9 protein-coding genes are annotated in these 14,336 nt (G+C 41.0%); 5 read left to right on the top strand and 4 right to left on the bottom strand.

Annotated elements, in window-relative coordinates; genetic code table 11:
* Positions 1 to 290 precede the first annotated feature (290 nt).
* From fic to proC, 3 genes are all read right to left on the bottom strand, one after another.
* A complete protein-coding gene (gene fic / locus BMY70_RS25710; RefSeq protein ID WP_090340160.1) occupies positions 291 to 848 on the bottom strand; it encodes a protein adenylyltransferase Fic in 558 nt (185 codons plus the stop codon).
* A 70-nt stretch (positions 849 to 918) separates the two neighbouring features.
* Positions 919 to 2,895: a hypothetical protein gene (locus tag BMY70_RS25705; protein ID WP_090340157.1), complete on the bottom strand. Its 1,977-nt coding sequence runs from the start codon at positions 2,893 to 2,895 to the stop codon at positions 919 to 921.
* Between the two features lie 137 nt (positions 2,896 to 3,032).
* Positions 3,033 to 3,836 carry a pyrroline-5-carboxylate reductase gene (gene proC, locus BMY70_RS25700; protein WP_090340154.1) on the bottom strand — a complete coding sequence of 268 codons (804 nt, stop codon included), beginning with the start codon at positions 3,834 to 3,836 and terminating at the stop codon, positions 3,033 to 3,035.
* A gap of 398 nt (positions 3,837 to 4,234) precedes the next feature.
* Between proC and BMY70_RS25690 the strand changes: the two genes are divergently transcribed.
* From BMY70_RS25690 to BMY70_RS25670, 5 genes are all read left to right on the top strand, one after another.
* Positions 4,235 to 7,666, top strand: coding sequence for a transglutaminase family protein (locus BMY70_RS25690; RefSeq protein WP_090340149.1), 3,432 nt, complete (start codon positions 4,235 to 4,237; stop codon positions 7,664 to 7,666).
* 35 nt (positions 7,667 to 7,701) lie between these two features.
* Positions 7,702 to 10,257 carry a circularly permuted type 2 ATP-grasp protein gene (locus BMY70_RS25685; RefSeq protein WP_090340146.1) on the top strand — a complete coding sequence of 852 codons (2,556 nt, stop codon included), beginning with the start codon at positions 7,702 to 7,704 and terminating at the stop codon, positions 10,255 to 10,257.
* A complete protein-coding gene (locus BMY70_RS25680; protein WP_090340144.1) occupies positions 10,247 to 11,122 on the top strand; it encodes a transglutaminase family protein in 876 nt (291 codons plus the stop codon). The genes BMY70_RS25685 and BMY70_RS25680 overlap by 11 nt, the downstream gene beginning before the upstream one ends.
* Positions 11,123 to 11,345: 223 nt before the next feature.
* Positions 11,346 to 12,326 (top strand): pyruvate dehydrogenase complex E1 component subunit beta, encoded by a 981-nt coding sequence (locus BMY70_RS25675; RefSeq protein ID WP_090340142.1) that lies wholly within the window; start codon positions 11,346 to 11,348, stop codon positions 12,324 to 12,326.
* Between the two features lie 208 nt (positions 12,327 to 12,534).
* Positions 12,535 to 12,921: a TraR/DksA family transcriptional regulator gene (locus BMY70_RS25670; RefSeq protein WP_090340138.1), complete on the top strand. Its 387-nt coding sequence runs from the start codon at positions 12,535 to 12,537 to the stop codon at positions 12,919 to 12,921.
* 98 nt (positions 12,922 to 13,019) lie between these two features.
* Here the strand turns inward: BMY70_RS25670 and BMY70_RS25665 are convergent, their stop codons facing one another.
* Positions 13,020 to 14,240: a metallophosphoesterase family protein gene (locus BMY70_RS25665; protein ID WP_090340135.1), complete on the bottom strand. Its 1,221-nt coding sequence runs from the start codon at positions 14,238 to 14,240 to the stop codon at positions 13,020 to 13,022.
* Positions 14,241 to 14,336: the final 96 nt, after the last annotated feature.

Raw genomic sequence — 14,336 nt, 5'->3', positions numbered from 1 at the left:
ATATATCAAGCTGGCTTCGTTCCGTAGGGACGTTTCGTGCTTTTGCAACAATATGAAATGAACCCGGTTACTTTCTCTCAACACTGTCGAGAGTTTTGATTGTTTTATTGATGTTTGTTCGAAAAAGCTGGCAGGAATTTGTCGGACGAGTTCTCTTTGTTACAATTTTCTTGCACCTTGAAAAGATGAGCATATTATTTGTTCAACTTATCTCTCTCACTCTGGTGAGAGTTTCCTGCAATTGCAATGCAGGAAATTTTGCGTTAGTATTCTGTCTGCTGGTATTGATATTAAATATCATCATCTTCCTTTCGATACCCTTCGTAATAATAGGATTGTTCTATTCCTTTAAAAATAATTTCCCGGTTATCAATTTCGTCGGTCAAATTGGCAAAAAGCAAAGTTCTTAATTCCAGATCATTAATTGGGCTACGTTCCATGGCTTGCAGGTAAAGTGTTTTATCCACAAATTGCCAGTTCACTACTTTTTTCAAATTTTTTTTTAGTATCAAATCCAGCCAAATACGCATTGTTCTGCCGTTTCCTTCCATAAATGGATGAGCGATATTCATTTCCACATATTTAGAAATAATTTCTTCAAATGTGTTTTCAGGCATTGACTCAATTTTGACCAGAATTTCATTCAAATACAAAGCTGACACAAATCTGAATCCACCTTTTGAGATATTTTGAGTACGTATTTTCCCCGAAAAATCATAAAGTCCTTCGAACAGATAGTTGTGGATCTGTTGTAAGCCTTCCGTTGTTCCGGTTTTTATGTTGTCGATGTCGCCGGATTCAAATAAATGGAAAGCATTTTCAAGGCTTTTTTTGTCGATGTTTTTCATTTGAAGATTACAACCAAAAGGTCGGATTGTTAGGATTCACGTTTATAACAAAACTCGATATACCTTTTTATCACGAGATGTTTAATTTTTCAAATAGCACCCTATTCCTTTCTCGTGAGTCGTTGAGGATTTTGTCAAAACTCATGATTTCAACATACATATTGTAATTTTCATTAAAGAAGAAGAAGCCGTCTCCACTTGGTAAGGGTCTGAAACCGCTATCTTTTGCGTATGCCTTTATTTTTTTTGTCAGGTCGCAAATTATGTATGCGTATATCGGTGTATTTTTTCTAAAATCAAATTCACGTTCGTGTTTATCTTTTGTCTCCCCCTCAATGATTTCTCTTGCGTATCGATTTATTTGTTGGATTGGGTTTTCATCATCGGAATAGTCGTCCCTCATTGGTCGTTTAAACTCAATTAAAACTATTGATTCATATGGTTTGTTATCGTTTGAGAATGCAAATGGCCTATTAAAGACGATTATATCAGGTCTTTCGTTTGAGGAAGAATTTACAGGGTCTATTTTCTTAAATTTCTTGTCTGAAGCCAAATATTTATGATAGGACAATTTATCATCAATCATCCAAAGGTTATGATCTTCAAATCCGATTTCGTCCGAAAGTGTCTGCAATGGGAAAATTAAATTATGAACTGCTTTTTCTGTTGCTTTCTCATTTAATAACTTCTGAAACAAGTCCAAAACTAATTTTCTATGAATTACATATTCAGAAAGTTTAGAATTCCCTACTTCAATAATTTTAAGATATAATTCTTGATGATTTTGATTGAATTTCTCTCGATGTTCCTCATTGTCAATGAATTTTAGAACTGCTGATGCTTCTTTTTTTACATCTAGCTCTAGGGATTGTTGAATTTTGAAAAGTTCCAATTCCATTTTTTCATCCGACAGAGTTGATGGTATTCTTTTCAACTCATTTGACTTATATTTTAAAAGCTGTTTGTACCTTGGATGATGATTTACAAATTCTTTGACTTTGGCAATTCTTGTAAATGAAAGTTCTTCAATTTGCTCCGTGAATTCTGAGTATATTTTTTCTGTTATAGCATTCCGTAATTCTTCCTGTGTTGTTTGATCAGGAAATTCAATTTCTCCTTTTGAGAATGAAATTGCTGTTCTTTCGTCGTTTACATTTTGATTTAAGAAATCCCCTTCAACATAAATTGCAATAGAAAATGGTTTGCCTTCGCTGTCAACGAGAAAATTATCCAATTCAGGAATATCAATGGAAATTTTGTCATCCAGAACCTCTCGTGTATTAGCACAGTAGTGAATTTTATTATCTAATTTATTACTATAAAGCTTTACTAGATTTAATTTAAATATGTTTTCTCTTATTGAAATTTGTGTAGTTTTTACCTGTCCTTTGGTAAACAAATTGAATAAGTCATTTACAATAATTTTTTTTCCAAAGTCATTTATTACTATTCTTGGGCATTCCTTGTTTAAAAAATAAATGAAACAATGTTCAATAATTTTCAAGGCTATATCCTCTGCATGATTATTACACCATTTTTTATACTCTTCTTTTAGCCCTTTTAACTTTACAGTCGTATATCTTTCAGCTTTTCCGTTAACTTCTTCAAGTTTGTGTTTCTCAATACCTGTTTTTGTCGGCTCAAAATTAAATTGACGTAAATGCCAAATATCATTTTCGAAGTATCGGCTTTCAATTTCAGCTTTACCGAATGCTCGTAGCCATGTGAATCGTCCAATTCCTTTTCCTCCCTTGCTGAATTTGTAAGTAGAATGGGCGAAATTGAATGATTCGTAGTTTTTTTCGTTAAAGCCAATTCCATTGTCTTTAATCTGAAAGTCAACTATTTCAGGTAAAATATCGGTTTTACCAAAATCAATTTCTTTTTGAGCTGAACGGATAATATCGATTTGAATTATGCCTGTTTCGGTAGCACTATCTTCTTCAATTGCTTGAATTGAGTTTACAATTGCTTCATATACTGGAAGCAAGGTATTGTTAAAAGCAAGTCTTTTTTCGTGAATTTTTCCTCTGATGTCTATTTGCATATTGTTAGTCCGTTGAAGTGGATTATAATCTTAAAGTAATAATTTCCGACTTTATGTTTTTAACTAAACCTAGGGCAAAAGACTGAATCTATTTTATAGCGCCTACAAATTAATTTTATAATTAAATTACCTCCACCTCACCCCTTCGACAACTCCTCCGACCTCTCCCGCGCCGCCAAAATCCCCCCAATCAAAGCCCCATCTAAATTCCCAGCTTCAAATTGTTTCAAAGCCGCTTCCGTAGTACCACCCTTTGAAGCAACCGCTTTGATCAATTCGTCCAAAGATTTGTCAGCTGTGTTAATTAAATGGAAAGAACCCAGCATTGTTTGTTTTACCAAAAGCGCGGCTACGGATTCTTCGAAACCCATTTTCTTTCCTGCTTCAATCATTGCTTTTACTACGTAGAAAAAGTACGCTGGTCCGCTGCCGCTTAATGCGGTTACGGCGTTTAATTGCTCTTCTTCTTCCAAAAAAACAGAACGGCCGGTGGCGTTGATCAGGTTTTCGACTTTACGAAGCTGGGTCATATCAACTTCCGGTGAAGCCGTATACGCAGTAATGCCCATACCGAGCATGGCCGGTGTATTTGGCATGGCGCGGATCACAGCTTTATGATCCAGTACCGTTTGAATATTGGCAATGGTAACACCAGCCATAATAGATAATACGACCTGTTTTGGCGTAATCACTGCGCGCAAAGATTCCTGAACCGAAGCGAAATCCTGTGGTTTGACGGATAAAATGATGAGATCATACGTTCCGATCTGCGGCCCTATGGAGCCGGTAATTACGCCGGGCTGAAAGCTGCTGAGCTTTTCCATGCGGTCGTCGCTTTTTTCAACCAGTAAAAAATCTTCTTTTTTGACAAGATCAAATTTCAGGAATGCGCGGGCGAAGGCAAGTCCCATGTTTCCGCAGCCAATGATTGCAATTTTCATTTTTATAAAAGTATTTGGTATTAAATTCAGGGTACAAAGAAAATTTGGGAAAACATATACCGGAGAATCATCCCCGGATTATGCATTAGCCATGACGAATTACGCACCTTTTAGTTGAATATCATAGGGCTATCGGCAATCAGCTTTCGGCCTTCAAACAATGAAAGAGCGACTTTTTGGCCGGCTGCCGATTGCCGACAGCCGATTTCGTAGTTTATCTTCTTACCTTCGGGTTCGGTTTCGAAAAATTTGTATTTAAATAAATTAAAATCACAGGAAATTCTGCTAAAATAAATTCTTGTGGAGATATATTTTGAAAAATACGTATTATACATTTTTTTAGAGCAAGCAAGATTCATTGCTGCCAAATTATCATAGATTATTGTAATTCTCCAACTATGGCTATAAAAGTTGCTATTTCACATAAGACCAAGTACAAGTTTGATAGGAGTGTTGCATTGTCACCGCATGTTTTCAGATTACGTCCTGCGCCGCATTCCCGTACGGCCATCGAAGGATATTCGTTTAAGATCACACCCGAAAATCATTTTATAAACTGGCAGCAGGATCCTTTTGGTAACTACCAGGCAAGGGTTGTGTTTCCGGAAAAGGCGACAGAACTAAGTATTGAGGTGGAAGTAATTGCCAAATTACAGGTGATTAACCCTTTTGATTTCTTTGTGGAGGAGTATGCCGAGAATTTTCCGTTTGCTTATGAACAAGGTTTAAAAAAGGAACTTGGTCCTTACCTTGAACCACGAGAATCCGGCCCGAAGCTGATGGAATGGATTGAGCAAAACAAACCAGCAAATGGCACCAAAATAGTTGACTTTCTTGTCCATGTAAATCAGCGCGTTTTTAATTCTATTGGTTATAACATCCGGATGGAAGCAGGTGTGCAGACTTGCGAGGATACGCTGACGACAAGAAGTGGCTCATGCCGGGATTCTGCATGGATGCTTGTCCAGTTTTTGAGACATTTGGGCATTGCCGCAAGATTTGTGTCTGGTTATCTGGTTCAGCTTGCTTCTGATATCAAATCATTGGATGGTCCGTCTGGTCCGGAAGAAGATTTTACAGATTTGCATGCATGGGCTGAAGCTTATGTGCCGGGTGCGGGCTGGATCGGACTGGATGCTACGTCCGGACTTTTAGCCGGTGAGGGCCATATTCCACTTTGCTGTACGCCTGACTATGCCAGTGCCGCGCCGGTTTCGGGAGCGACGGATGTTTGCGAAGTGACTTTTGAATTTGATAACAGTGTTTTCCGTATCCATGAGGATCCGCGGGTAACGAAACCGTATACAGAAGAGCAATGGAATAAAATCATGCAGGTCGGCCACGATGTGGAAAAAGATTTGCAGGAAGGTGATGTGCGGATGACCATGGGTGGAGAGCCAACTTTCATTTCCATTGATGATTTTGAAGGTGCTGAATGGAATACGGCTGCGGATGGTCCTTTGAAAAGGCAACTGGCTTATGATCTTGCCTTGCGATTGAAAAACCGTTTTGCACATGGTGGTTTGCTTCACTTCGGACAAGGAAAATGGTACCCGGGTGAATTATTTCCTCGCTGGCAATATGCGCTTTACTGGAGAAATGACGGTTTGCCGATGTGGAAAAACGATGCGCTGGTTGCGAAAGAAGGTGAGACAAAATACACTTTCCGTGACGCAGAAATGTTCACAACCGAGCTGACAAAATATTTAGGAATCGATACCAATAATATCACACCGGCTTATGAAGATCCGGTTTATTGGGCGATGGAAGAAGGGAAATTACCTGTCAATATTGATCCGTTGCAGGTAAATCTTAAAGATTCAATTGAAAGAAGAACACTGGCCCAATTACTGCAAAAAGGCCTGAACAATCCAACCGGCTATGTTTTGCCTTTGAAATATAATGTAAAAGATGAAAACTGGTCGAGCTGTGCCTGGGAATTCCGTCGTAAAAACTGCTTCCTAATTCCGGGAAATTCGGCGATGGGTTTCAGGCTTCCACTTGATTCTTTGCCAGAAGTTGCAAAAGACAAAAGAGAGCAGCCGATTGAGCGCAGTCCGTTTGAAGATTTACCGCCGCTAGGTGAATACAAATCGGTTGTAGAATCGAGATATGGAACGGTTGCACCAGCGTACGTTGCGCCGGATAATAAGGTAATTGAAGATGAGGATGAGGAAAAAGATAAAAAGGTAAAGAAAGAAAAAGCGCCGGAACAGGCATTGCTTTTTGAAGTTCCGATCATCAAAACTGCGCTTTGCGTAGAGGAGCGTGACGGCATTATTTATGTTTATCTTCCGCCAACGGATTATCTGGAACATTATCTGGACTTGATGGCATCCATCGAGGCAACCGCTGAAAAACTGCAAATGCCGGTTCGGATTGAGGGCTATCCTTCGCCGTCAGATTATCGTGTACAAAAATTGATCGTTACGCCGGATCCTGGTGTAATTGAAGTAAATATTCATCCGGCGAAAAACTGGACGGAATTGGTGGATAACATCAGCGCTTTGTATGAGGAAGCATTTTTCTCCCGGTTAGGAACTGATAAATTCATGGTTGACGGTCGCCATACCGGAACAGGTGGAGGAAATCACGTGACCATCGGTGGTGCAAAACCTGCGGACAGTCCGATTCTGCGCCGACCGGATTTGCTGAGAAGTCTGGTAACCTACTGGCAGCACCATCCGGCGCTTAGTTATTTGTTTGCCGGTCCTTTTATTGGCCCTACAAGTCAGGCACCGCGTATCGACGAAGGTCGCGATGAAAAATTATATGAGGTAGAAATTGCGTTTGAACAAATTCCGGATGGTGAAGAAATTCCGTTCTGGATGGTCGACCGGATTTTCAGGAATTTACTGGTAGATATTACCGGTAATACCCACCGCTCGGAATTCTGTATGGATAAATTGTATTCTCCGGATTCGTCAACGGGCCGACTGGGTATTCTGGAATTCCGTGCCTTTGATATGCCGCCGCACAAACATATGAATTTGGTGCAAACCTTGCTCGTTCGTGCGCTGATTGCTAAATTCTGGAAACAACCTTACAAGCATAAATTAATCCGTTGGGGTACCGAATTGCACGACCGTTTCCTGCTGCCGCATTTCGCATACATGGATATGGTTGATGTGGTGAACGATCTGAAAGACGCCGGCTATAACTTTGATATTTCCTGGTTCGATCCGTTCTTTGAATTCCGTTTTCCGTTTTATGGAGGAATTACGGTTGATAATATTCAGCTTGAAATCCGCTTGGGTATTGAACCATGGCATGTTTTGGGTGAAGAATTAACCAATTCAGGAACTTCCCGGTTTGTAGATTCTTCACTGGAAAGAATTCAGGTAAAAGTGAGCGGATTTATTGAAGGTCGTCATATTCTGGTTTGCAACAGTTGCCGCGTGCCGTTGAGAAGTTCGGGGATTAAAGGCGAATTTGTGGCTGGTATACGTTACAAAGCGTGGAATCCGCCGTCCGCATTACATCCAACCATCGGAGCAGATGCGCCATTGGTTTTTGATATTGTGGATACCTGGAACAATCGTATTTTAGGAGGATGTACTTATTTTGTTTCCCATCCGGGTGGCCGCAGTTTCGATACGCATCCTGTGAACAGTTTTGAAGCAGAATCAAGAAAGATCAGTTTGTTCCAGGGTTTTGGTCATACGCCTTCTTTTGGCCAGGAAGTTCCTATTCTGGATAAATCCTCACCAGCCGTTTCCCGTTTTGTTGCAGAAACGAAGAAAGACCTGAGAAGTGATACGCCGGTTGAATTGATTGACCCCGAATATCCAAACACACTGGATTTGAGAAAATACTGGAAAGCGAAATAACCGCCTCTTTTTGAAAATTATTTAGTTAAATTATTATGCTTACTGAAGCTTCCGTGAATCTTTTACAAACCTATCGCAGCGGGTTAAATTCGTACGATGAAATCCTGGATGTAAAAGGTCGTGTGAAACCACATTGGCAAGCCCTTTTTGCCACGCTGGAAAAGCTTGGTATTGATGAGTTAAAAACTAGGAATCAGGAAATTATTGACAAACTTCGCGAAAACGGAGTTACCTATAATGTCTATGACGGCGTTGATGGACTGAACCGTCCGTGGCAGCTGGATCCGATTCCTTTTTTGATCGAACAAAAAGAGTGGAATACCATTGCAAAGGGCTTGCAGCAAAGAGCCCTTTTGCTTGATCTGATACTTCGGGATATTTATGGTCCGAGAAATCTGGTCAGGGACGCGATCATTCCGGCGGAACTTGTTTTCGATAATGTAGGATTTTCCCGTCCCTGTGCCGATTTGATAATGCCTGTGCCTAACCAACTGGTACTTTACGCCGCTGATATGGCGCGCGGTCCGGACGGACAAATGTGGATTGTGGATAACCGTACCCAGGCTCCTTCCGGCTCTGGTTATACTCTGGAAAACCGTGTGGTGATGAGTAAGCTGCTTCCCGAGCTTGCCGATGGCATGTACGTGAGCAAATTATCGCCGTTTTTTAACAATATCCAGAGTACCGTTTTAAGGTTATCGGGAAAAACAAAAGAAGCACCGAATATTGTATATCTGACGCCTGGCCCAAATAATGAATCCTATTTTGAGCATGCTTATCTGGCGTCTTATCTGGGATATACTCTGGCGCAGGGAGACGACTTATTGGTTCGCGACGGCTATGTCTGGCTGAAATCGATTGAAGGTTTGCAGCGTGTGGATGTCATTATCCGTCGTATCGATGACGACTGGTGTGATCCGCTGGAACTTCGTGAAGATTCGCGTCTGGGCGTTCCGGGTTTGCTTCATGCCATTCGTAAAGGAAATGTAAAAGTCTTGAATCCGCCGGGTACCAGCGTTTTGGAAAATCACGCGTTTCTGGCTTTCATGCATAATATCTGCCGGTATTTTTTAGGCGAAGACCTGATTATGCCATCGGTCGCAACCTGGTGGTGCGGACAACCCAAAGAGCTGAATTTTGTTTTAAATAATATTGACAAACTGATCATTAAAAAAGCGAACCGGAAATCAAAATTCCGGTCGGTATATGGTCGTTTGCTTACGCCAAAAGATAAGGAAGATTTAAAAAAGGCGCTCATGCAGCGTCCTCATGAATATATCGCGCAGGAAGAAGTTAGTCTGAGTACTACGCCTTCCCTGGTTGACGGTCTGATCGAACCAAGATATGCTGCTATCCGGGCTTTTCTGGTTTCGGATGAAAAAGGTTATCATGTGATGCAGGGTGGGCTTACACGAAGTTCTCCTGTTAAAGACCGGTTTGTTATATCAAATCAGCATGGCGGATTATCAAAAGATACCTGGATCGTTTCTGATAAAACAGATCAGCCGCAGGAAAAAATAATTCTTCCGGTAACACCATCGTATAAAAAACAGGTTTCAGTACCGAGCCGCAGCGCGGAAAATCTTTTCTGGGTGGGGCGTTATTGTGAGCGGACGATGGCGGTTACTAAATTTATGAACATTGTGATCAATGTACTTAATATCGACCGGAATTTTGGCGGCTCTTCCAAGCAGGAACATATTAAAATATTGCTTCAGTCACTGACACATTTGTCCTCAACGTATCCCGGATTTTTGGGGGACGAGAATCAGGAATTGCTGCAAAAACCTTACATCGAAATTATAAAACTGGCTTCCGATGTTTATCGCCCAGGTACTATTGCTTCCAATGTTTCGTCATTTTTGCACGCGGTCAGTGCAGTTAGAAATCAGTGGGATATTGAAATCTGGCGGATTGTTGATCTGATTGAAAATAGTTTTCATGAGATCAGAAATGCGGCAACGATGAACAGCAGTAATATCCAGAAAACGCTGGACAAGCTTTATAACAGCATGCTGACTTTTCTGGGTGTCATGTCTGAAACGATGCCAAGGGATAATAGTTATCTGCTGCTTGACACGGGAAAAATAATCGAACGTATTCTTTCCAAACTGAGTATTATCCAGTCCAATTTTGGGGTAAAAAATGAAGCAAATGTTGAGAATGAGTTGATAGAAGCGACTTTGCTTAATCATCATTTATTGGTCAACTATCGCCAGATATATAAATCACAGCTTAGCGTTGAGGCAATGCTGGATATGGTTTTGCTTGAAAAAACGCTTCCTTATTCGATTGTTTATCTGTTGGACTCGCTGAAAGCAAATCTGGAATCTTTGCCGGGAACGTCTGGTGAAAGAATGAACGAGGCGCAAAAAGCTGTTTTGAAAGCATCAACTTTAATTAAACTGGCGAGCGTTCAGGAATTAAGTCAATACGATCCCGTGACGTTGGAAAGAGAAGAATTATTCAAGCTGATGTCAGAGGTTTCCGGATTAATTTCGTCGGTATCCATGGCGCTGACGAATATGTATTTCAGCCATACCATTATGCAACATTCGTTTTTTAAACCGATAGAGAACGATGAAATATAAGCTGACCCATTTAACGGAATACCGCTACGTTGAGCCTGTGAGTACTTATCACAGTCTTGTATGCCTTACGCCCAGGACTTTGCCTAAACAGCTTTGTCAGGATTTTACGATGGAAGTGACGCCGACGCCGGCTGAAATTGAGGAGCGCGTAGATTATTATGGAAATACAACGCACTATTTTTCGCTGCATTCACCACATAAGAAACTCACGGTGAAAACGACCAGTATCGTTGAATGTCTGACGGAAACAACCGGTGCGCCGATCCGCTCGGATGTTACCTGTGCGGAGGCGCGTTCACGTTTTATGAATGATCGTTCGCTGAAAGTTTCGTTGCTGGAATATTTGCTGCCAAGTCCCTTAATTAAATGGGATCCGGCCATTATCCATTTCGCCGAAGATTGTTTTCAGGATGATCGTCCGCTCTACGAATGTGTTAATGCGCTGAGCCGGAAAATATTTACTGAATTTGATTTCGTACCTGATTTTACAACCATTCATACGCCGATCAGAGAAGTGTTGGCAGCGAAAAAAGGGGTTTGTCAGGATTTTTCACATCTGGCGATTGCCTGTATCCGCAGCTTTGGTTTTGCTGCGCGTTATGTAAGCGGATATCTGGAAACACTGCCGCCTCCTGGCAAACAAAAGTTGCAGGGATCGGATGCTTCACATGCCTGGATCTCGGTTTTTATTCCTGATTATGGCTGGTGTGATTTCGACCCGACAAATAACGTTGTTCCTGGTGAGCGTCATATTATTACAGCCTGGGGAAGAGATTACAGCGACGTGCCGCCGTTGAAAGGAATTATTTTCAGCTCGGGCAAACATACATTATCCGTTGAGGTAGATGTAATTCCGATGGATTAAGACTTAAAATTGTAATATATCTTTACTTTTCTGATAATGGTTGTTTAAACAATTTGAGAATTGACCTTGTTTCTCTAATTTTACCACATCATTTTCGAAACCAGTATTGATAACCTTATTTTGATGAAAGCAGGCGTTATAAAATTTTACCCTCTTTGGACAAATTTGCCTGGTAACATCCCGGTGGGGAACCACGGAACATTAAATAATCATAAAATTACGGATGAAAGAAATAGCATTTAGAGATGCCATTCGCGACGCCATGTCGGAAGAGATGCGCCGGGATCAAAGTGTATTCCTGATGGGCGAGGAAGTTGCAGAATATAATGGCGCCTATAAAGCCAGTCAGGGAATGCTTGATGAATTTGGACCGGAACGTGTGATTGATACACCGATCGCCGAATTGGGTTTTGCGGGAATTGGGGTTGGAGCAGCCGGAAACGGTCTTCGTCCTATCATTGAATTTATGACATTCAACTTTTCGCTGGTTGCGATCGATCAGATCATCAATAGCGCGGCGAAAATTCTTTCTATGTCTGCCGGACAGTACGGTGCGCCTATCGTTTTCCGCGGACCAACTGGAAATGCAGGTCAGCTGGGTGCCCAGCACTCACAAAACTTTGAAAACTGGTTCGCTAACACGCCAGGTTTGAAAGTGGTTGTGCCTTCAAATCCATATGACGCCAAAGGACTTTTGAAATCTGCCATTCGTGATAATAACCCGGTGATCTTCATGGAATCGGAAGTTATGTACGGCGATAAAATGATGGTTCCTGAGGAAGAATATCTTATTCCACTTGGAAAAGCCGATGTAAAACGCCAGGGAAAAGATGTTACCATAGTTTCTTTTGGTAAAATGATCCCACGAGTGGTTAACCCGGCGATTTTGCAATTGGAAAAAGAAGGAATTGACGTGGAACTTGTCGATTTAAGAACTGTTAAGCCAATCGATTATGCTACGGTTATTGAATCTGTGAAGAAAACAAACCGTTGTGTGGTTGTCGAAGAAGCCTGGCCGCTGGCATCTATTTCAACTGAAATTGCATACCATATCCAGCGTAATGCGTTTGATTATATGGACGCACCGGTAATCCGAGTTACAAACCGTGATGTGCCGCTTCCATATGCTCCGACGCTTATTGAAGAGATTTTACCAAGTGTAAAACGTGTTGTTGAAGCCGTTAAAAGCGTTTTGTACAAATAAAATAATATTAAATAACAGAGCCATTTCCCGCCGCAGGTTGTGGCTTTGTTATTTAAAAGTGCCAGTGTTTTATCTTGCCAGTACGTAAACTCTTTGAGTAATATCAGTGTAGCGGGGAGCTTTTCCCGGAATTTATTGTTAAAAAGGAAGTTGATTACTATTATTTTTGTTTTATAAAAGACCTTAATACGGATTCAAATCAATTAAGATTATGCAAGAAGAAAGGACGAGATATTCTGAGGAAGAATTAAAGGAATTTGAGGTATTGATTCGCGGCAAATTGGAAGGTACTCTCGAAGAACTCAACTATATTAAAGGAGGTCTGAGCAAAAAAAACGATAGCGGTACAGATAACACAGCCAGTACGGCCAAGTCGATTGAAGATGGTGCAGATGCAAGTGAGCGTGAGAATCTGAGCCAGTTGGCTGCCAGATTGCAGAAATATTCAATCCAGTTGGAAAATGCCCTTGTTCGTATTAAAAACGGCACTTATGGCATTTGTATTGATTCAGGTAAACTGATCCCAAAAGAGAGGTTACGCATTGTACCTCACACACAGCAAACTATTGAAGCGAAATTGAAACGGGTAAACTAATTTCATCTGAAAAAACTTTACTCCGGTACTATACAAAAAATAAAGGCAGGCTTACCCAAAAAAGTAAGCTTGCCTTTTTGTCTTTATAAGTTTCCGGATTATTCCTCCGTTCCCAAAACCTCCCGGAAAACATTGAGTAATCCTTCTGACGGTTCCTGCCCTTTATTTTTACTTTTAAAATATTCCTGAAAAAGGTTTTCCATACTCAAAGTAAGGTCGATAGTTGAAGCACTTCCCTCTTCTGTAATTTTTTTGATCTGGGGAATAATCTGCACCAAACCGGAATGTGCCTCGTTCAGGCGTTTCTTATCGGAGGCTTCCAGATAATTATCCGAAACGATCGTGAGTTCAATCAAATCTTCTGAATGCTCGTGGAGCCAGTTTATGGCCTCATCTATGGAATCAAACTTTCCACGGCGAAGTTTCTTGCCCTTCGTCAGTTCGATAGCGCGGTAATTATTTAATTTTCCGGCTTCTGCGTCAAGGATAATGACATACTTTGTCTGGTTGGCTTCTGAGAAACTATAAGCCAGCGGGCTACTCGAATAAACGGAAGGCGCGGGAATTTTATCGACCCGATGATACCGGTGCAAATGGCCGAGCGCGATGTAATGAATTTGTTCAGGAAAGTTTTCTGTATAAATCGCCTGCGCACCACCGATATGTAAAATCGGACGCTCCTCATCCGGTTCTTCTTCCGGTGCCGGATCTCCTTTTTTCATGACATACAAATGCGTTATCAGCAGATTGAAACCATTATTATCCAGATATTTTTCAGCCAGTTCCTGCCAGTGTTTTTGCAAATGTGTCCGTAAATTTTCTTCCGAATCTTCCAGGCCCATAAACGTTTTTAAACGCTGTTCATTTGCATAAGGTGTATGTAAAACACGGAGCGGAACATCTGAATTTGGGAGTTTGATTTCAATAAAACCCTTGTCTGATTTCGTAACTTCAAGTCCGGCCTGTGTGCGGAAAGGTTTTATTTCCGCATTGGGAAAACCAACAAAAATAATCCCGCAAACTTTTGCCAAAGCATCCGGCACTTCAATCCGCTCCGGCGAATCATGATTTCCGGCAATGGCAATCACAGCACGGCTTCCATGTGCTGATAATCGGTGTAAAGTACTGTATAATAACTCGGTAGACTCTGACGAAGGATTGAAATTGTCGAACAGATCACCGGCTACAACAACCGCGTCGACTTCTTCACGATCGGCGATCTCACAAATTTCGTCCAATACAAGCCTTTGTTCTTCCAATCTGGAAAAGTTGTCAAGCTTTTTTCCAATATGCCAGTCTGCGGTGTGGAGAATTTTCATTTTGGGTAATTATTTTAGTGAAATTAATACTTCGTTTGAATACATTTGAAATATTTAATTCAACTGCATTGATCAATCGCTTCCAAAAAATAAATA

It is taken from the genome of Dyadobacter koreensis, from assembly GCF_900108855.1.
In the GTDB taxonomy this organism is placed as follows: domain Bacteria; phylum Bacteroidota; class Bacteroidia; order Cytophagales; family Spirosomataceae; genus Dyadobacter; species Dyadobacter koreensis.
The sequence above is the reverse complement of the archived record's forward strand: the minus strand, read 5'-3'. Positions and strand labels throughout refer to the sequence as shown.

Excerpts from the sequence above, each read along its gene's own strand:
- fic (WP_090340160.1), bottom strand. The coding sequence starts at position 848 with ATGAAAAACATCGACAAAAAAAGCCTTGAAAATGCTTTCCATTTATTT.
- BMY70_RS25705 (WP_090340157.1), bottom strand. The coding sequence starts at position 2,895 with ATGCAAATAGACATCAGAGGAAAAATTCACGAAAAAAGACTTGCTTTT.
- proC (WP_090340154.1), bottom strand. The coding sequence starts at position 3,836 with ATGAAAATTGCAATCATTGGCTGCGGAAACATGGGACTTGCCTTCGCC.
- BMY70_RS25690 (WP_090340149.1), top strand. The coding sequence starts at position 4,235 with ATGGCTATAAAAGTTGCTATTTCACATAAGACCAAGTACAAGTTTGAT.
- BMY70_RS25685 (WP_090340146.1), top strand. The coding sequence starts at position 7,702 with ATGCTTACTGAAGCTTCCGTGAATCTTTTACAAACCTATCGCAGCGGG.
- BMY70_RS25680 (WP_090340144.1), top strand. The coding sequence starts at position 10,247 with ATGAAATATAAGCTGACCCATTTAACGGAATACCGCTACGTTGAGCCT.
- BMY70_RS25675 (WP_090340142.1), top strand. The coding sequence starts at position 11,346 with ATGAAAGAAATAGCATTTAGAGATGCCATTCGCGACGCCATGTCGGAA.
- BMY70_RS25665 (WP_090340135.1), bottom strand. The coding sequence starts at position 14,240 with ATGAAAATTCTCCACACCGCAGACTGGCATATTGGAAAAAAGCTTGAC.